The organism is Solwaraspora sp. WMMB335 (assembly GCF_049179075.1).
Lineage (GTDB): Bacteria > Actinomycetota > Actinomycetes > Mycobacteriales > Micromonosporaceae > Micromonospora_E.
In genome coordinates, this window is record NZ_JBMHMF010000001.1 from 6,090,716 (window position 1) to 6,111,967 (window position 21,252).

General features: G+C 74.5%; 4 protein-coding genes (1 of these 4 running past the window's edge). All 4 read left to right on the top strand.

Going from position 1 to position 21,252, the window contains the following annotated elements; genetic code table 11:
- Tightly spaced (at most 57 nt apart), the 4 genes in view from ACN27F_RS26365 to ACN27F_RS26380 form a layout consistent with a single transcriptional unit that may run on beyond the window.
- Nucleotides 1-5,451 carry the final stretch of an SDR family NAD(P)-dependent oxidoreductase gene (locus ACN27F_RS26365; protein ID WP_421437919.1) on the top strand. The gene continues 10,977 nt to the left of window position 1, outside the view, so the window shows 5,451 of its 16,428 coding nt (coding positions 10,978-16,428); the start codon falls outside the window, past its left edge; the stop codon is at nt 5,449-5,451.
- Nucleotides 5,448-18,263: an SDR family NAD(P)-dependent oxidoreductase gene (locus ACN27F_RS26370; protein ID WP_421437920.1), complete on the top strand. Its 12,816-nt coding sequence runs from the start codon at nt 5,448-5,450 to the stop codon at nt 18,261-18,263. Before ACN27F_RS26365 ends, ACN27F_RS26370 begins: the two co-directional genes overlap by 4 nt.
- Complete coding sequence (locus ACN27F_RS26375) at nt 18,260-19,687, top strand: MFS transporter (protein WP_421437922.1); 1,428 nt, start codon at nt 18,260-18,262, stop codon at nt 19,685-19,687. The genes ACN27F_RS26370 and ACN27F_RS26375 overlap by 4 nt, the downstream gene beginning before the upstream one ends.
- A 57-nt stretch (nt 19,688-19,744) precedes the next feature.
- Complete coding sequence (locus ACN27F_RS26380; protein ID WP_421437924.1) at nt 19,745-21,247, top strand: cytochrome P450; 1,503 nt, start codon at nt 19,745-19,747, stop codon at nt 21,245-21,247.
- Nucleotides 21,248-21,252: the final 5 nt, after the last annotated feature.

Consider the following 21,252-nt stretch of genomic DNA (forward strand, 5'->3'; position numbering starts at 1 on the left):
ACCGGCTTCGCCGACGGGCTCGGGATGTTGGTCCTGGAGCGACTCTCCGACGCCCGCCGCAACGGCCACGAGGTCCTTGCCGTCATCCGCGGCAGCGCGGTCAACCAGGACGGCGCCAGCAACGGCCTGACCGCCCCCAACGGCCCGGCCCAGGAGCGCGTCATCCGCCAGGCCCTCGCCAACGCCGGGCTCCGGCCGTCCGACGTCGACGCGGTCGAGGGCCACGGCACCGGCACCCGCCTCGGCGACCCGATCGAGGCCCAGGCACTCCTGGCGACCTACGGCCGCGACCGCGCGGACGGCCCGCTGCGGCTCGGGTCGATCAAGTCGAACATCGGCCACACATCGGCCGCCGCCGGCGTCGCCGGGGTCATCAAGATGGTCCAGGCCCTGCGGCACGAGACCCTGCCCCGGACCCTCAACGTCGACGCGCCCTCGCCCCACATCGACTGGGGCACCGGCCAGATCCGGTTGCTGACCGAGGCCGAGCCGTGGACCCCCAACGGCCGCCCCCGCCGGGCCGCGGTGTCGTCGTTCGGCATCAGTGGCACCAACGCCCACGTCATCATCGAGGAGGCGCCGCCGGCCGCGGCCGCGGTCCCCGCCCCCGAGTCGACCGCGCCCGTGCCCTTCGTCGTGTCGGCCTGCGACGACATCGCCCTGCAGGCCCAGGCCGACCGGCTGCGGGTCCACCTCCTCGCCCGCCCCGACGTGTCCCTGACCGACCTCGCCGCGTCCCTGGCGACGTCCCGGGCCCGGTTCGGGCACCGCGCCGCGGTCGTCGCCGCCGACCGCGACGCCCTCCTCGACGGCCTCGCCGAGATCTCGGTCGGCCGCGGCCTCACCGGGCGACCGGTCACCGGCCGGACCGCGGTGCTGTTCACCGGCCAGGGCGCCCAGCGGACCGGGATGGGCCTCGACCTGGCCGCGACCTTCCCGGCCTTCGCGGCCGCGCTCGACGCCGTCTGCGCCGAGCTCTGCCTGGCGGCCCGGGACCTCATGACGTCCCCGGCGCTCGATGACACCGCGGTGACCCAGCCGGCGCTGTTCGCGGTCGAGGTCGCGCTGTACCGCCTCGCCGAAACCCTCGGCATCCGCCCCGACTACCTGATCGGGCACTCCGTCGGCGAGATCGCCGCCGCGCACGTCGCCGGCGTGCTGTCCCTGCCCGACGCCGCGAAGCTGGTCGCGGCCCGCGGCCGGCTCATGAGCGCCCTGCCGGCCGGCGGCGGGATGGCCGCCGTCCAGGCGGACGAGGACGAGGTTCGCACCGCGCTGACCGGCTTCGAGCACCAGCTCACCATCGCCGCCGTCAACGCCCCGAACGCCGTCGTCGTCTCCGGCGAGCTGGCGGCCCTCGACGAGTGGCTCCCGTTCTGGGAGGGTCGCAAGACGACCCGGCTGCGGGTCAGCCATGCGTTCCACTCGCACCTCATGGAGCCGATGCTCGCGGAGTTCCGTGCCGTCGCGCAGAGCCTGACCTTCAACCCGCCCACCATCGCGGTCGTGTCGAACGTGACCGGCGGCGTAGTGTCCGACGAGCTGCGCGACCCCGAATACTGGGTCCGGCACGTGCGCCACGCCGTCCGGTTCGCCGACGGCGTGCGCACCCTGCACGGCCTCGGCGTGACCCGGTTCCTGGAGCTGGGCCCGGACGGCGTGCTCACCGCGATGGCCCGCCAGACCCTCGACAACGTCGACGGGCTCGTGTTCGCCGCGGCGCTGCGGGCCCGCCTCGACGAGGACGAGGCCTTCGCCGGGTTCCTCGCGCAGGCCTACCTGGCCGGCGTCCCGACCGACTGGGCCGGCTACTTCGGCCCGGCCCGCCGCGTCGAGCTGCCCACCTACGCGTTCCAGCGGCAGCGGTACTGGATCATCCCCGGCACCGGCAGCGACCCGGCGGCGGTCGGCCAGCTCGGCCTCGACCACCCGCTGCTCGGCGCGGCCCTCCCGGTCGCCGACCGCGACGAGTGGATCTTCACCGGCCGGCTCTCCACCCCGACCCAGCCCTGGGTCCGCGACCACGTGGTCCTGGGCCTCGTCATCGTGCCCGGCGCCGCGCTGGTCGAGCTGGCCCTGGCCGCCGGCCGGCAGCTCGGCTGCGCCGTCGTCGAGGAGCTCGTCCTCGAGGCGCCGCTGGTGATCGGCGGCGACGAGGCCGTGCAGGTGCAGGTCTCCGTCGGCGAACCCGACGACGCCGGCCGCCGCGAGGTGGCCGTCTACACCCGGAGCGACGCCGCCTCCTGCCACGCCCGCGGCGTCCTCGCCGTCGACGAGGGCTCGGCCGCGCCCGCGTTCCCGGCCGAGTGGCCGCCGCCCGCCGCCGACCCGATCCCCGTCGACGGCCTCTACGAGCGCCTCGCGATCGCCGGCTACGAATACGGCCCGCTGTTCCAGGGCCTGCGCGCGGCGTGGCGGACCGGCGGCGACGTCTACGCCGATGTCGTCCTGCCCGGCGAGGCCGGCGGCGCGTTCACGGTCCACCCGGCGCTGCTCGACGCAGCCCTGCACGGCGGGCTGCTCGACAAGGACCTGACCGGCGCGGTCGAACTGCCATTTTCCTGGTCGGGTGTACGCCTCGGTCTCGGCTCGGGTCCGAGCGTGCGCGTCCGCATCGGCGCCACCGGCCGCATCGACGTCGTCGACGAGTCCGGCGCGTTCGTCGTGTCGGTCGACCGGCTCGCGTCCCGGGCGGTCGACCCGGCCCAGCTGCGCCGCGAACCCGACGCCCTCTACCGGGTCGACTGGGTCCCGGCCGGTGACCTGGCCTCGGCCGGTGCGGAGTTCGTGGTCTCGCCGGTGGTGTCGGCGGCGTCGGCGGCCGGTGCGGTCGAGGTGACCGCGCGGGTCCTCGGCGAGGTCCAGTCCTTCGTGGAGCAGGAGTCGGCGGCCCGGCTGATCCTGGTGACCCGCAACGCGGTGGCGGTCGGTGACGAGGACGTCGACCTGTCCGTCGCCCCGGTGTGGGGTCTGGTGCGCAGTGCCGCGTCGGAGTTCCCGGGCCGGGTGATGGTCGCCGACGTCGTCGGAGACTTCGACGACTGGGCCTCCCTCGCCGCCCTGGACGAGGTCGGGGTGCTCGTTCGCGACGGCGTCGTCCTGGTGCCCCGCCTCACGGCCGCCGACCGGCTGCCCGTCGGGGGTTGGCGCCTCGGGGTGGTCGGTTCCGGCTCCCTCGACGATGTGGTCGTCGTCGACGCGGACGGCGGCCGGGCGCTGCAGGCCGGTGAGGTCCGCCTCGGGGTACGAGCGGCGGGGTTGAACTTCCGTGACGTGCTGATCGCCCTCGGCCTGTATCCGGGCGAGGGGCCCCTGGGCAGCGAAGCGTCCGGCGTGATCGTGGAGGTCGGGCCCGGCGTCACCGACCTGGCCCCCGGCGACCGGGTGATGGGTCTGGTCTCCGACTGCTTCGGCTCGCTGGCCGTCGCCGACGCCCGCCTCGTGGTCCCGCTCCCCGACGGCTGGTCCTACGAGCAGGGCGCGGCCGTCCCGGTCGCCTACCTGACCGCGCTCTACGGCCTGACCGACCTGGCCGGCCTGCGGGCGGGGGAGCGGCTCCTCGTCCACGCCGCCGCCGGCGGGGTCGGCTCGGCCGCGGTCCAGCTCGGCCGGCACCTCGGCGCCGAGGTCTACGCCACCGCCAGCCCCGCAAAGTGGCCGGCCGTGCGAGGGCTCGGGGTCGCCGCGGACCGGATCGCCTCCTCGCGCGACCTCGGCTTCCGCGAGACGTTCCTGGCCGCCACCGACGGTGCCGGCATGGACGTCGTGCTCGACGCGCTGGCGGGTGAGTTCGTCGATGCGAGCCTGGAGTTGCTGCCGCGGGGTGGCCGGTTCGTCGAGATGGGCAAGGCCGACATCCGTGACGCCGCCGAGGTAGCCCGGCAGCATGCGGGGGTTCGTTACCGGGCGTTCGATCTTGGTGAGGCCGGTCCGGAGCGGATGCAGGAGATGCTCCGGCTGATCGTCGAGTTGTTCGAGGCCGGGGTGTTGCGGCATGTTCCGGTGCGGTCGTGGGATGTGTTCCGGGCCGGGGATGCGATGCGGTTCCTGCGCGAGGGCCGCAACATCGGCAAGGTCGTATTGACGATGCCGGCGCCGCTGGATCGGAACGGCACGGTGCTGATCACCGGGGGGACGGGTGGCCTCGGGGCGGTGTTCGCCCGGCATCTGGCGACCGTGCACGGGGTGCGCAATCTGGTGCTGCTCAGCCGTCGGGGGCCCGCTGCGGCTGGCGTTGCCGCGCTGGTCGAGGAGCTGGCGGCGCTCGGCGCCCGGGCGACGGCGGTGGCGTGCGACGTCACCGACCGCAACCAGCTTTCCGCCGTGCTCGACAACCTGGAGGCGCCGCTGACCGCGGTTGTCCATGCGGCCGGTGTCCTCGACGACGGTGCGCTGGCGTCGCTGACCCGGCAGCGGCTGGCGGCTGTGATGGAGCCCAAGGTCCTCGCCGCGTGGCATCTGCACGAGCTGACCGCCGGCCTGCCCCTCGCCGCGTTCGTCGTCTTCTCCTCGGCGGCGGGCCTGCTCGGCAACCCGGGCCAGGCCAACTACGCCGCCGCCAACGTGTTCCTCGACGCCCTCGCCGGGTCACGCCGGGCCGCCGGTCTGCCCGGGCTGTCCCTCACCTGGGGGCTGTGGTCCGAGGCCGGCGGGATGGCCGGCACCCTCGACGAGGCCGAGCTGGCCCGCCTCGCCCGCACCGGCGCCGAGCCGCTCAGCGTCGCCCAGGGGCTCGCGCTGTTCGACCGGGCCCTCGCCGAGCAGCCCGGCGAGGCGGTCCTTGCCCCGGTACCGCTGAACCTCGCCACCCTGCGCGGGCAGGCCCACGCCGGGCTCCTGCCGCCGCTGCTGCGCGGCCTCGTCCGGGTCACCGCCCGGGCCGCCGGCGCGGCCCCCGCGGGCGGCGACGCGCTGGTCCGGCAGCTGGCCGCCGCCGACGAGCAGCAGCGCCACCAGATCGTCCTCGACCTGGTCCGCGCCCAGGTCGCGACCGTCCTCGGCCACGCCAGCGCGGCCGCCGTCGGGCCCGGCCAGGCGTTCAAGGACCTCGGCTTCGACTCCCTCGCCGCGGTCGAGCTGCGCAACCGGCTCATCCAGGCCACCGGCCTCAAGCTGCCGACGACGCTCATCTTCGACCACCCGAGCCCGGCCGCCGTCACCGCCCACGTCCTCGCCGGCCTCGACCTGCCCGCGGCCGGCGGCACCGGCACCGCCTCGCCGCTGCTCGCCGAGCTGCAGCGCTTCGAGGCCCTGCTCAACACCGTCGCCGGCGACGGGCAGCAGCTCGCCGAGCACGAGGCCCGGCTGCGCGCGCTGAGCAACCGCCTCCGCGCCGTCCTCGGCGCCACCGCCGCTCCCGCCCCGCCCGAGGAGCACTTCGACGACGACCTCGACGCGGTATCCGACGACGACATGTTCGACCTGATCGACAAGGAGCTGGGCTCGGCATGACCACCACGGGCACGGACGATCCACGCGGCGGCCAGCCGACCGACGAGCAGAAGCTCCGCACCTACCTGCGCAAGGTCACCAACGAGCTGCGCTCCGCCAACCGGCGGGTCCGCGAGCTGGAGGAACGCGACCTCGAACCGGTCGCGATCGTCGGCATGAGCTGCCGCTACCCCGGCGGCGCCGACAACCCCGACGCCTTCTGGAACCTGCTCGCCGAGGGCCGCGACGCCATCACCGCCCTCCCCGCCGACCGCGGCTGGGACCTCGACCGCCTCTACGACCCGGACCCCGACCGCACCGGTACCGTCTACAGCCGGGGCGGCGGCTTCCTGCCCGCGGCCGCCGACTTCGACGCCGGCTTCTTCGGCATCAGCCCCCGCGAGGCTCTCGCCATGGACCCGCAGCAGCGGCTGTTGCTGGAGGGGGCGTGGGAGGCGTTCGAGGACGCCGGCATCGACCCGACGGCGCTGCGCGGGACCAGCACCGGCGTCTTCTGCGGCGTCGTGGCCTCCCAGTACGGTCCCATGTCGACCCCCGACCTCGAGGGCTTCCGCCTCACCGGCACCACCCCCAGCGTCGTCTCCGGCCGCGTCGCCTACACCTTCGGCCTGGAGGGCCCGGCCGTCTCCGTCGACACGGCCTGCTCCTCCTCGCTCGTCGCCCTCCACCTCGCCGCCCAGGCGCTGCGCGGCGGCGAGTGCAACCTCGCCCTCGTCGGCGGCGTCACCGTCATGTCCGGCCCGTTCCTGCTGCTGGAGTTCAGCCGCCAGCGCGGCCTCGCCGAGGACGGCCGCTGCAAGTCCTACGCCGCCGCCGCCGACGGCACCGGCTTCGCCGACGGCCTCGGCGTCCTCGTCCTCGAACGGCTCTCCGACGCCCGCCGCAACGGCCACCGCATCCTCGCCGTCGTCCGCGGCAGCGCCGTCAACCAGGACGGCGCCAGCAACGGCCTCACCGCCCCCAACGGCCCGTCGCAGGAACGCGTCATCCGCCAGGCCCTTGCCGCGGCCGGTCTCGCCCCCGCCGACGTCGACGCCGTCGAGGGCCACGGCACCGGCACCCGCCTCGGCGACCCCATCGAGGCCCAGGCGCTCCTGGCGACCTACGGCCGCGACCGCGCCGGCCACCCGCTGCGGCTCGGCTCCGTCAAGTCGAACATCGGCCACGCCTCCGCCGCCGCCGGCGTCGCCGGGGTCATCAAGATGGTCCAGGCCCTACGCCACGAAACCCTCCCCAAGACCCTGCACGTCGACGCACCCTCCCCGCACATCGACTGGGAGTCGGGCCAGATCCGGCTGCTGACCGAGGCCGAACCGTGGGTCGCCAACGGCCGCCCCCGCCGCGCCGGGATCTCCTCCTTCGGCGTAAGCGGCACGAACGCCCACGTCATCCTCGAAGAGGCCCCCGCCCCGGAGGAGCCCACACCCGCGGCCACCCCGGCCACCGGCCCGCTGCCGTTCGTCCTCTCCGCCCGCGACGACGCCGCCCTCCTCGCCCAGGCGGAACGGCTCCGCGCCCACGTCCTCGCCGATCCCGCCCTGTCCCTGCCGGATCTGGCCCTCTCCCTCGCCACCGCCCGGGCGCACCTGCCGTCGCGGGCCGCCGTCATCGCCACCGACCGTGACACCCTCCTGCACGGCCTGACCGACCTGCCCCTGACCGGCCGCCCGGTCACCGGCCGGACCGCGTTCCTGTTCACCGGCCAGGGCGCCCAACGACCCGGCATGGGTCTCGAACTCGCCGCGGCCTTCCCGGTGTTCGCCGACGCGTTGGCCGCGGTCTGCACGGAGCTGGGCCTGTCCGCATCGGCGCTCCTGGACGCACCCCGGCTGAACGACACCGCCGTCACCCAACCGGCGCTGTTCGCGGTCGAGGTGGCGCTGTTCCGGCTCGCCGAGTCCCTCGGCATCCGCGCGGACTACCTGATCGGTCACTCGGTCGGTGAGCTGGCGGCCGCGCACGTCGCCGGCGTGCTGTCCCTGCCGGATGCGGCGAAGTTGGTGACCGCCCGGGGCAAGCTGATGGGTGCGCTGCCGGCCGGTGGTGGCATGGTCGCGGTGCAGGCGTCCGAAGAGGACGTGCTGGCGTCGCTGGCCGGTTTTGAGGATCGGCTGACGATCGCGGCGGTCAACGGCCCGCACGCGGTGGTGGTCTCGGGTGAGGTGGCCGCGATCGATGCGTGGCTGCCGCTGATGGAGGGCCGCAAGACGACCCGGCTCCGGGTGAGCCATGCGTTCCATTCGCAGTTGATGGAGCCGATGCTGGCCGAGTTCCGCACGGTCGCGCAGGGTCTGACGTTTCACCCGCCGACGGTGGCGGTGGTGTCGAACGTGACCGGCATGGTGGTGTCTGAAGAGTTGTGCGATCCCGAATACTGGGTTCGGCATGTGCGGCAGGCGGTGCGGTTCGCCGACGGTGTGCGGACGCTGCACGGTCTCGGGGTGACCAGGTTCCTGGAACTCGGGCCGGACGGTGTCCTCACCGCGATGGCCCGGCAGACCCTCGATGAGGTCGACGGGCCGGTGTTCGTGCCGGCGCTGCGGGCGAAGCAGGGTGAGGCGGAAACGTTCGCCGGGTTCCTGGCGCAGATCCACCTGGGCGGCGTCGAGCTGGACTGGCCCGCCGTGTTCCCCGGGGCCCGCCGGGTCGAACTGCCCACCTACGCGTTCCAGCGCCAGCGGTACTGGCTCGCCCCCGGCTCCGGCCCCGGCGACGTCTCCACCGCCGGCCTCGGCCGCGTCGACCACCCGCTGCTCGGCGCATCCATCGCCATCGCCGAACGCGACGCCTGGCTCTTCACCGGCCGCCTCTCCGCCGAGTCCCAGGCCTGGCTGCGCGACCACATGATCCTCGGCCTCGTCATCGTCCCCGGCGCCGCCCTCGTCGACCTCGCCCTCACCGTCGGCGCCCCGGTCGGCTGCCCCGTCGTCGACGAGCTCGTCCTCGAGGCGCCGCTGATCCTCGCCGCCGACGACACCGTCCAGCTCCAGGTCTCCGTCGGCGAACCCGACGACACCGGCCGCCGCGAGCTCGGCATCTACACCCGCACCGACGAGGCCGCCACCTGCCACGCCCGCGGCATCCTCGCCACCGCCGACGGCAAGCCCGCCCCCGCCTTCCCCACCGAATGGCCGCCGCCCGCCGCGGACCCGATCCCCGTCGAGGGCCTCTACGACCGCCTGGCGGCCGCCGGCTACGAATACGGCCCGCTGTTTCAGGGCCTGCGGTCGGCCTGGCGCGACGGCGACTCCATCTACACCGAGGTGACCCTCCCCGACGATGCCGGGGCCTTCACCGTCCACCCGGCGCTCCTCGACGCAGCCCTGCACGGCGGCCTGCTCGACAAGGACCTGACCGGCGCGGTCGAACTACCATTTTCCTGGTCAGGTGTACGCCTCGGCGCCGGCTCCGGTCCGCACGCCCGCGTCCGCCTCACCGGTGCCGGCCGCCTCGACATCGCCGACGAGTCCGGCACACACATCGTGTCCGTCGACCACCTCGCCTCCCGGGCGGTCGACCCGGCCCAGCTGCGCCGCGAACCCGACGCCCTCTACCGGGTCGACTGGGTCCTGGCCGGTGACCTGGCCTCGACCGGTGCGGAGTTCGTGGTCTCGCCGGTGGTGTCGGCGGCGGACGCGGTCGAGGTGACCGCGCGGGTCCTCAACGAGATCCAGTCCTTCGTGGAGCAGGAGTCGGCGGCCCGGCTGATCCTGGTCACCCGCAACGCGGTCGCGGTGGGCGACGAGGACGTCGACCTGTCCGTCGCCCCGGTGTGGGGTCTGGTGCGCAGTGCCGCGTCGGAGTTCCCGGGCCGGGTGATGGTCGCCGACGTCGACGGCGAGTTCGACGACTGGGCCTCCCTCGCGACCCTGGACGAGGCCGGCGTCGCTGTGCGCTCCAGCGCCGTCCTGGTGCCCCGCCTCACGGCCGCCGACCGGCTGCCCGCCGGGGGTTGGCGCCTCGGTGTGGTCGGTCCCGGCTCCCTCGACGATGTGGTCGTCGTCGACGCGGACGGCGGCCGGGCGCTGCAGGCCGGTGAGGTCCGCCTCGGGGTACGAGCGGCGGGGTTGAACTTCCGTGACGTGCTGATCGCCCTCGGCCTGTATCCGGGCGAGGGGCCCCTGGGCAGCGAAGCGTCCGGCGTGATCGTGGAGGTCGGGCCCGGCGTCACCGACCTGGCCCCCGGCGACCGGGTGATGGGTCTGGTCTCCGACTGCTTCGGCTCGCTGGCCGTCGCCGACGCCCGCCTCGTGGTCCCGCTCCCCGACGGCTGGTCCTACGAGCAGGGCGCGGCCGTCCCGGTCGCCTACCTGACCGCGCTCTACGGCCTGACCGACCTGGCCGGCCTGCGGGCGGGGGAGCGGCTCCTCGTCCACGCCGCCGCCGGCGGGGTCGGCTCGGCCGCGGTCCAGCTCGGCCGGCACCTCGGCGCCGAGGTCTACGCCACCGCCTCGCCCGCGAAATGGCCGGCCGTGCGAGGGCTCGGGGTCGCCGCGGACCGGATCGCGTCCTCGCGCGACCTCGGCTTCCGCGAGACGTTCCTGGCCGCCACCGACGGTGCCGGCATGGACGTCGTGCTCGACGCGCTGGTGGGCGAGTTCGTCGATGCGAGCCTGGAGCTGTTGCCGCGGGGTGGCCGGTTCGTCGAGATGGGCAAGGCCGACATCCGCGACGCCGCCGAGGTAGCCCGGCAACACGAGGGCGTCCGCTACCGCGCGTTCGACCTGGGTGAGGCCGGTCCCGACCGTCTCAAGGAGATGCTGCGCCTGATCGTCGGCCTGTTCGAGGCCGGGGTGTTGCGGCATGTTCCGGTCCGGTCGTGGGATGTGTTCCGGGCCGGGGATGCGATGCGGTTCCTGCGCGAAGGCCGCAACATCGGCAAGGTCGTGCTGACGATGCCGGCACCGCTGGATCGGAACGGCACGGTGCTGATCACCGGGGGGACGGGTGGCCTCGGGGCGGTGTTCGCCCGGCATCTGGCGACCGTGCACGGGGTGCGCAATCTGGTGCTGCTCAGCCGTCGGGGGCCCGACGCGTCCGGGGCCGACGAGCTGATCGACGAGCTGGCCGCCCTCGGCGCCCGGGCGACGGCCGTGGCCTGCGACGTCACCGACCGGCAGCAGCTGGCCGCGGTCATCGACGCGGCCGACGGGCCGCTCACCGGTGTCGTGCACGCCGCCGGGGTCCTCGACGACGGCGTCCTCATCGCGCTCACTCCCGACCGGCTCGCCGCGGTCATGCGGCCCAAGGTCGACGCCGCCCGGCACCTGCACGAGCTGACCGCCGACCAGCCGGTGTCGATGTTCGTCGTCTTCTCCTCGGTCGCCGGGCTCCTCGGCAACCCGGGCCAGGCCAACTACGCCGCCGCCAACGTCTTCCTCGACGCCCTCGCCGGGTCACGCCGGGCCGCCGGTCTGCCCGGGCTGTCCCTGGCCTGGGGGCTGTGGTCCGAGGCCGGCGGCATGGGCGGCACCCTCGACGACGCCGAACTGGCCCGCCTCGCCCGCACCGGCGCCGAGCCGCTCACCATCGCGCAGGGCCTCGCCCTGTTCGACCGGGCCCTCGCCGAGCAGCAGGGCGCGCCCCTGCTCGCCCCCGTGCCGCTGAACCTCGCCACGCTGCGCGGGCAGGCCCACGCCGGGCTCCTGCCGCCGCTGCTGCGCGGCCTCGTCCGGATCGCCGGCCGCCCGGCGGGTGCGGCGGCCGGCGGCGGGGGACTGGCCGGCCGGCTCGCCGCCGCCCCCGACGACCAGCAGCGCCACCAGATCGTCCTCGATGTCGTGCGCACCCAGGTCGCCGCCGTCCTCGGCCACGCCGGCGCCGCCGCCGTCGAGCCCGGCCAGGCGTTCAAGGACCTCGGCTTCGACTCCCTCGCCGCGGTCGAGCTGCGCAACCGGCTCATCCAGGCCACCGGCCTCAAGCTGCCGACCACGCTCATCTTCGACCACCCGAGCCCGGCCGCCGTCACCGCCCACGTCCTGGCCGGCCTCGCCGTCGCCGCGCCCGCCCCGGCCGCGGCGGCTCCGCGCCGGGCCCGGCCCCGGGCCGACGAGCCCCTCGCGATCGTCGGCATGAGCTGCCGCTACCCCGGCGGCGTCGCCTCACCCGAGCAGCTGTGGCAGCTGCTCGCCGATGGCCGCGACGGGATCTCCGGGCTGCCCGCCGACCGCGGCTGGCACCTGGACCGGCTCTACGACCCCGACCCGGACCGGCTCGGCGCCGTCACCACCCGCGGCGGCGGCTTCGTCGACGGCGTCGGGGACTTCGACGCCGGCTTCTTCGGCATCAGCCCCCGCGAGGCTCTCGCCATGGACCCGCAGCAGCGGCTGCTGCTGGAGGGCGCCTGGGAGGCGTTCGAGGACGCCGGCATCGACCCGACGGCACTGCGCGGCTCCGACACCGGCGTCTTCTGCGGCGTCGCCACCTCCGACTATGCCGTGTCACCGGCCGGCGGCACGCCCGAGGTCGAGGGGCTGCGGCTGACCGGCGCGACCGGCAGCGTCGTCTCCGGCCGCATCGCCTACACATTCGGCCTGCAGGGCCCGGCCCTGTCCGTCGACACCGCCTGCTCCTCCTCGCTCGTCGCCCTCCACCTCGCCGCCCAGGCGCTGCGCGGGGGCGAGTGCTCCCTCGCCGTCGTCGGTGGCGTCACCGTCATGGCCGGCCCGTTCCTGCTGACCGAGTTCAGCCGCCAGCGCGGCCTTGCCCCGGACGGCCGCTGCAAGTCCTACGCGGCCGCCGCCGACGGCACCGGCTTCGCCGACGGCGCCGGCGTCCTCGTCGTCGAGCGCCTCTCCGACGCCCGCCGCAACGGCCACCCCGTCCTCGCCGTCGTCCGCGGCAGCGCGGTCAACCAGGACGGCGCCAGCAACGGCCTGACCGCCCCCAACGGCCCGGCCCAGGAGCGCGTCATCCGCCAGGCCCTCGCCAACGCCGGGCTCCGGCCGTCCGACGTCGACGCGGTCGAGGGCCACGGCACCGGCACCCGCCTCGGCGACCCGATCGAGGCCCAGGCACTCCTCGCCACCTACGGCGAGGATCGCCCGGACGGCCCCCTACGGCTGGGCTCGATCAAGTCGAACATCGGCCACACGACCGCGGCGGCGGGTGTCGCCGGGGTCATCAAGATGGTCCAGGCGCTGCGCCACGAGACGTTGCCCAAAACCCTCAACGTCGACGAGCCGTCGCCCTACGTCGACTGGGGCACCGGCCAGATCCGGTTGCTGACCGAGGCCGAGCCGTGGACCCGCAACGGCCGCCCCCGCCGCGCCGGCGTGTCGTCGTTCGGCATCAGTGGCACCAACGCCCACGTCATCATCGAGGAGGCGCCCCCGGCTCAGTCCGCGCCCCCCGCCGCGGACCCGGGCGCCCCCGTGCCGTTCGTCCTTTCGGCCCGCGACGGTACCGCCCTGCAGGCCCAGGCGACCCGCCTGCGCGAGCACCTCCTCGCCCACCCGGACGAGCTCCTCACCGACCTCGGCTACTCCCTGGCCACGACGCGGGCCCACCTGCCGCACCGGGCCGCCGTTGTCGCCGCCGACCGTGACACCCTGCTGCACGGCCTGGCCGACCTGCCGCTGACCGGCCGTCCCGTTGCCGGTAAAACCGTGGTGCTGTTTACGGGGCAGGGCGCTCAGCGGCCCGGGATGGGTCTGGCGCTCGCTGCGGCGTTCCCGGTGTTCGCCGAGGCGTTGGCGGCGGTCTGTGCGGAGCTGGGCCTGTCGGTGTCGGCGTTGCTGGACTCACCGCGGCTGGACGACACGGCCGTGACCCAGCCGGCGTTGTTCGCGGTGGAGGTGGCGCTGTTCCGGCTGGTCGAGTCTCTCGGCATCCGCCCCGACTACCTGATCGGGCACTCGGTGGGTGAGTTGGCGGCGGCGCATGTGGCCGGTGTGTTGTCGCTGCCGGATGCGGCGAGGTTGGTCACGGCTCGTGGGGCGTTGATGGGTGCGTTGCCGGCTGGTGGCGGGATGGCCGCTGTGCAGGCGACGGAGGAGGAGGTGCTCGCCTCGCTGGCCGGTGTCGAGGGTCGGCTCACCATCGCCGCGGTCAACGGCCCGGACGCGGTCGTCGTGTCGGGGGAGTCGGCGGCGCTCGACGAGTGGCTTCCGTTCTGGGAGGGTCGCAAGACGACCCGGCTGCGGGTCAGCCATGCGTTCCACTCGCACCTCATGGAGCCGATGCTCGCGGAGTTCCGTGCCGTCGCGCAGAGCCTGACCTTCAACCCGCCCACCATCGCGGTCGTGTCGAACGTGACCGGCGGCGTAGTGTCCGACGAGCTGCGCGACCCCGAATACTGGGTCCGGCACGTGCGCCACGCCGTCCGGTTCGCCGACGGCGTGCGCACCCTGCACGGCCTCGGCGTGACCCGGTTCCTGGAGCTGGGCCCGGACGGCGTGCTCACCGCGATGGCCCGCCAGACCCTCGACGACGTCGACGGGTTGGTGTTCGTGCCGGCGCTGCGGGCGAGGCAGGGTGAGGCGGAGACCTTCGCGGGTTTCCTCGCCCGGGCGCATCTCGCCGGGGTCGAGCTGGACTGGGCGAAGGTGTTTCCGGGGGCTCGGCGAGTCGGGCTGCCGACCTATGCCTTCCAGCGGCAGCGGTACTGGCTCACACCCCCGACCACCGGCGACCCCGAACACATCGGCCAAGCCCGCATCGAGCACCCGATCCTCGGCGCTGCCGTCCCCGTCGCCGACCGCGACGAGTGGCTCTTCACCGGCCGGCTCTCCGCCGACTCCCACGCCTGGGTCCGCGACCACCTCATCCACGGCCTCGTCATCGTCCCCGGCGCCGCCCTCGTCGAGCTCGCCCTCGCCGCCGGCCGCCGGCTCGGCTGCCCCGCCGTCGACGAGCTCGTCCTCGAGGCGCCGCTGATCCTGCCCGCCGACACCGCCGTCCAGCTCCAGGTCCGGGCCGGCGAGCCCGACGAGCGCGGCCGCCGCGAGCTCGGCATCTACACCCGCACCACGGACGGCGGCACCACCCACGCCCGCGGCTGGCTCACCACCGCGACCGCCCCGGCCGACCCGTTCCCCACCGCATGGCCGCCGCCCGCCGCCACCCCGATCCCCGTCGACGGCCTCTACGACCGCCTCGCGATCGCCGGCTACGAATACGGCCCGCTGTTTCAGGGCCTGCGGTCGGCCTGGCGCGACGGCGACACCATCTACGCCGAGGTGACCCTCCCCGACGAGGCCGGCACCGGCGCGTTCACCGTCCACCCGGCGCTCCTCGACGCAGCCCTGCACGGCGGCCTGCTCGACAAGGACCTGACCGGCGCGGTCGAACTGCCATTTTCCTGGTCAGGTGTACGCCTCGGCGCCGGCTCAGGCCCGCACGCCCGCGTCCGCCTCAGCAGTGCCGGCCGGGTCGACGTGGCCGACGAGCACGGTGTGTCCATGGTGACGGTGCAGCGCCTGACGTCGCGCCCCGTCGACCCACGCCAGCTGCGCCGCGACCACGACCCCCTCTACCGGGTCGACTGGGTCCCGGCTGGTGACCTCGCCGCCGCCGAGTCGGAGGTCGTGGTCGTGCCGGTCGCTCCCGCGGCGTCGGCGGCCGGTGCGGTCGAGGTGACCGAGCGCGTCCTCGGCGAGATCCAGTCCTTCGTGCAGCAGGACTCGACGGCCCGGCTCATCCTGGTCACCCGCAACGCGGTCGCGGTCGGCGACGAGGACGTCGACCTGTCCCTCGCCCCCGTCTGGGGCCTGGCCCGCAGCGCCGCGTCGGAGTACCCCCGCCGCGTCATGATCGCCGACGTCGACGGCGACTTCGACGACTGGGCCTCCCTCGCCGGCCTCGACGACACCGGCGTCGCCGTCCGCTCCGGCACGGTCCTGGTGCCACGGCTGACCCCCACCACCCGGCTTCCCGGCGGCAGCTGGCGCCTCGGTGTGGTCGGCTCCGGCTCCCTCGACGATGTCACGGTCGTCGGCTCCGACGGCGACCGGCCGCTGACCACCGGCGAGATCCGCATCAGCGTGCGCGCCGCAGGCCTGAATTTCCGCGACGTGCTCATCGCCCTCGGCCTGTATCCCGGCAAGGCCCCCCTGGGCAGCGAAGCATCCGGCGTGATCGTGGAGGTCGGGCCCGGCGTCACCGACCTGGCCCCCGGCGACCGGGTCATGGGTCTGGTGACCGACTGCTTCGGTTCGATGGCCGTCGCTGACGCCCGCACAGTGGTACGGCTGCCGGAGGGCTGGACGTTCGAGCAAGGCGCAGCAGTCCCGGTGGTGTATCTGACGGCGCTCTACGGCCTGGTCGACCTGGCCGGCCTGCGGGCGGGGGAGCGGCTCCTCGTCCACGCCGCCGCCGGCGGGGTCGGCTCGGCCGCGGTCCAGCTCGGCCGGCACCTCGGCGCCGAGGTCTACGCGACCGCCAGCCCCGCAAAGTGGCCGGCCGTGCGAGGGCTCGGGGTCGCCGCGGACCGGATCGCCTCCTCGCGGGACCTCGGGTTCCGGGATGCGTTCCTGGCCGCCACCGGCGGTGCCGGCGTGGACGTCGTGCTCGACGCGCTGGCGGGTGAGTTCGTCGATGCGAGCCTGGAGTTGCTGCCGCGGGGTGGCCGGTTCGTCGAGATGGGCAAGGCCGACATCCGCGACGCCGCCGAGGTAGCCCGGCAACACGAGGGCGTCCGCTACCGCGCGTTCGACCTGGGTGAGGCCGGTCCGGAGCGGATGCAGGAGATGCTCCGGCTGATCGTCGAGTTGTTCGAGGCCGGGGTGTTGCGGCATGTTCCGGTGCGGTCGTGGGATGTGTTCCGGGCCGGGGATGCGATGCGGTTCCTGCGCGAGGGCCGCAACATCGGCAAGGTCGTGCTGACGATGCCCGCCCCGCTGGACCGCGACGGCACGGTGCTGATCACCGGCGGGACCGGTGGCCTCGGCGCGGTGTTCGCCCGGCACCTGGCGACCGTGCACGGGGTGCGCAATCTGGTGCTGCTCAGCCGCCGCGGCCCGGACGCGTCCGGGGCCGACGAGCTGGTCGAGGAGCTGGCCGGCCTGGGGGCGCGCGCCGACGCCGTGGCGTGCGACGTCACCGACCGGCAGCAGCTGGTCGCCGTCCTCGACAACCTCCGAGCGCCGCTGACCGGGGTCGTCCACGCGGCCGGTGTCCTCGACGACGGTGCGCTGGCGTCGCTGACCCGGCAGCGGCTGGCGGCTGTGATGGAGCCCAAGGTCCTCGCCGCGTGGCATCTGCACGAGCTGACCGCCGGCCTGCCTCTCGCCGCGTTCGTGATGTTCTCCTCGGCGGCCGGGCTGCTCGGCAGCCCGGGGCAGGCCAACTACGCCGCCGCCAACGTGTTCCTCGACGCCCTCGCCGGGTCACGCCGGGCCGCCGGTCTGCCCGGGCTGTCCCTGGCCTGGGGGCTGTGGTCCGAGGCCGGCGGCATGGGCGGCACCCTCGACGAGGCCGAGCTGGCCCGCCTCGCCCGCACCGGCGCCGAGCCGCTCAGCGTCGCCCAGGGGCTCGCGCTGTTCGACCGGGCCCTCGCCGAGCAGCCCGGCGAGGCGGTCCTCGCGCCGGTCGGGCTGAATCTCGCCACCCTGCGCGGGCAGGCCCACGCCGGTCTCCTGCCGCCGCTGCTGCGCGGCCTCGTGCGCATCACCGACCGGTCGGGACCCGCCGGCGGCCTCGGGCTCGCCGGCCAGCTCGCCGCCGCCGACGACAGCCGGCGCCCCCGCATCGTCCTCGACCTGGTCCGCGCCCAGGTCGCGACCGTGCTCGGCCACGCCGGCGCCGGCGCGGTCGAGCCCGACGACGCCTTCAAGGAGCTCGGCTTCGACTCCCTCGCCGCCGTCGAGCTGCGCAACCGGCTCACCCAGGCGACCGACCTCACCCTGCCGAACACGCTCATCTTCGACCACCCCAACCCGGCCGCGGTCGCCGAGCTCATCCTCACCATGCTCGAACCCACGCTCCAGTCCCCGCTCGAGTCCGCGCTCCAGTCCGCGCCGGGGTCCGCCCGGGTTGTCGCACCGGCCGGCGGCGCCGATCCGGCCTCGGGCGGACCGGGCACGCTCGGCCTGCTGCTGCGCCACGCGCTGGCGACCGGGGCCATCGCCGCTGCGGTACCGCTGCTCACCGGCGCGTCGCAGTTCCGGCCCAGCTTCGCCGACGCGGCCGAGCTGCCCGACGACTACGTCGTCCGGCTCGCGACCGGCGACGCGCCCGCCCTGGTCTGCGTGCCGTCCTACGTGGTCGGGTCCGGCCCGCACCAGTTCATGCGCTTCGCCGGCCACTTCGACGGCCGGCGGGACGTCCTGGCTTGCTCGCTGCCCGGGTTCCGCGGCACCGAGCCCGTGCCGGCGTCGTGGGACGCGGCGGTCGAGGTCCTCGAACGGTCCATCCGCCGCGCCGTCGGCGACCAGCCCTTCGTCCTGGTCGGCTACTCGACCGGCGGCGTCATCGCGCAGTCCCTGGCCGCCCGCTTCGGCGCCACCGGGACCGCGCCCGACGTCGTCATGATCGACACTCCGATGCCCCAGACGGACGACGAAAGGAACCGTGTATTCGCGATGGTGATGACCGAAGTGCTGGACCGCGAGCGGGCCGGCGCGGCCGTCGACGACGCCGGCTGGCTCGCGATGGGCACCTACCTGCGACTGATGGGCGACTACCGGCCGGGCCGGGCCGCCCGGACCCTGCTGATCCGGGCCGGCGAGCCGCTCGGGTCCGCCGACCCCGGCAGCTGGCCCGCCTGGCCCCACGCCGACGACCAGACTGTCGTCGACGCCCATCACTTCGCGGTCATCGAGTCGGCCGCCCCGGCCACCGCGGCGGCAACCGAGGAATGGATCGAAGGATGACCGTGAACGCCACCGACACCGCCGGGCCGACGGCCGGGACCGGTCTGAGCACAGCCGTGCGGGTCACGGCCATCGCCGTCGTGCTCGCCGGCGTGTTCGTCTCCTCGCTCGACATGTTCATCGTCAACATCGCGTTCCCCAACCTCGAGAAGTCCTTTCCGGCATCGAGCCTCGGCGACCTGTCGTGGGTGCTCAGCGCCTACGCGATCGCCTTCGCCGCCTTCCTGCTCCCCGCGGGACGCTGGGCCGACCGCTCCGGGCGGAAACGGGCCTACCTCGTCGGCCTGATCCTCTTCACACTCGCCTCGGCCGCCTGCGCGTTCGCGCCCTCCCTCGGCTTCCTGGTCGCCGGGCGGGTGCTGCAGGCGATCGGCGGCGCCCTCATGCTGCCCAGCTCGCTCGGGCTCATGCTGCCGCTGTTCCCGCCCGGCAAACGCGGCGCCGCCGTCGGGCTGTGGTCGGCCATCGGCGGCGCGGCCGCCGCCGGGCCGCCGATCGGCGGGCTGCTGGTGCAGATCGACTGGCGCTGGGTTTTCCTCGTCAACCTGCCCGTCGGCCTCGTCGCCGTCCTGCTCGGCCTGCTCTTCCTGCCCGAGATCCGCGAGCGCGGCGACTCCCGGCGCCCGGACGTCCTCGGCGTGCTCGTCTTCGCCGTCACCGTCGCGACGATCGTGGCCGCCATCGTCCAGGACGAGTCCTGGGGCTGGACCGGATGGCGGGTGCTGAGCCTGTTCAGCGTCGGACTGCTCGGCCTGCTCCTCACCGCCTGGCGGGCGGCCCGGCACCCGGCCCCCGTCATCGAGCCGGCGATCCTGCGCATCCGGGCGGTCGCGCTGGCCGACCTCGCGTCCGTGTTCTTCTTCGGCGGGTTCGGGGCCATGGTCCTGTCCATCACGCTGTTCATGACCGGCGTCTGGCACGACTCGGTGCTGCGCGCCGGCTTGCAGCTGGCGGCCGGTCCGGTGGCGGCCGCGGTGTTCGCCGTGCCTGGCGGCCTGCTCGCCGCCCGCTTCGGGCCACGCCTGGTCGGTACCGCCGGCGCCGTGCTGTTCGCGGTCAGCGGCGCCTACTCCGTGTGGACCGCCGAGGCGACCCCCGACTACTACCACACGTTCTTCCCCGGCCTGATCATCGGCGGGGTCGGCATCGGGCTCGTCCTGCCGAGCCTCTCCGCGGCGGCGACCCTGCCGCTGCCGCCCGAGCGCTTCGCCACCGGCACCGGCATGCTGTCGGTCGCCCGGCAGGTCGGCCTCGCGCTCGGCGTGGCCATCGTCGCGGCGATGCTCGACGTCCGCCCGGACCTCGACGCCTTCGACAACACCTGGTGGTTCATGGCCGGCTGCAGCCTGGCCGCCGGCATCACCCTGCTGAAGATCGGCGCCGACGGCCCTTGGGCCCGGCGCAGGACCCCGACCCCGAGCTAGCTCCCCACCCCGAGCCCGCACCGCGCGGGCTGACGCGACCAGATTGAGGTGACAGCAATGGAACATGCGACGACAACCGACGGCGTGGCGACCCCCGCCGCGGGCTGCCCGGTCGACCACGGCGCCATGACGGCCGCGGCGCCGGTGGACCAGCCGGTCGCGGCCGAGCCGGTCGCGTCGGCCCCGCCGGCCCGGCGACCGGCGATGCCGGCCACCGCGCTGCCCGGCCCGCGGATGCACGTCCTGCGGCAGATCCGCAAGTACTGGAAGCACCAGTACGCGTTCATGGCGGAGAACCGCCGCCTCTACGGCCCCCGCTTCACTCTCACCGTGCGGATCCCCCCGGCGCCGATCTACATCCTGTCCGACCCGGACGATCTCAAGGAGCTGTTCACGGCCCCGCCGGACGTCATCCACACCGGGCTGGGCTCGTCCATGCTGGAGAAGTTCACCGGCCAGACCGGCCTCGCCTGGCTCGACGAGGACGAGCACAAGTCGCGGCGCAAGGTGCTCATGCCGAGCATGCACGGCAAGGCCTTCCGGCGCATCGAGTCCAACATCGACGGCATCGCGGAGCTGGAGCTGGCGAAGTGGCCGATCGGCCGGCCGTTCTCGCTGCACCCGCGGGTGCAGATCATCACGCTCAACGTCATCCGGGAGGTGATCTTCGGCGCCAAGGTGCCGGCGCGCTGGAACGAGCTGCTCGAGGTGCTCAACGGCATGCTCGACTTCAACGACAAGTTTGCGTCGACGATCATGATCCACCGGATGTCGCCGCGCGCGGTGAAGGTGCTGCGGGCCATCCGCCCGCTGGGCATGGACAAGTTCCTGCGGCTGCGGGAACGCGCCGACGCGCTGCTGGCCGAGGCCGTGCGGGAGCGCCTGGACTCGGGCGTGGCCGGCGACGACATGCTGGGGGTCCTGCTCGCCAGCAAGGACCGCAACGGCGAGCCGCTCGGCGGCACCGAGCTGCGCGACGAGATGATGACCATCTTCCTGGCCGGCAACGAGACGACCACCTCCGGCATCGCCCGCGGCCTGGAGATCCTGAGCCGCGAGCGCGAGGTCCACGACCGGCTGCGCGCCGAGATCGACGCCGGCGAGAGCGACGCCTACCTGACCGCGACCGTCTACGAGATCCTGCGCATGCACTCGCCGCTGCCGCAGGTCATCGCCCGCGAGGTCATGAAGCCGATCGAGATCGGCGGGGTGCAGTACCAGCCCGGGGACATCCTCGCCCCCAGCGCCTACCTGCTGCACAACGACCCGGCCTACTACCCGGAGCCGGAGCGCTTCCAGCCCGAGCGGTTCCTCGACGTCAAGCCCAACATGTACACCTGGATCCCGTTCGGCGGCGGCCGCACCCGCTGCCTCGGGGACAAGATCGGCATCGCCGAGATGAAGTCCGTGCTGCGCAAGGTCGTGTCGCAGTTTGACCTGGTCCGCGAGAGCCCGGAGCCGGAGGGCACCCGCAGCCGGCTGATCCTGAGCGTGCCGGAGAAGGGCGGGCGCATCGCGCTGCGTCCCCGCGCCCGTGCGGCGAGCCTGACCGGAGCCTGAGCAGC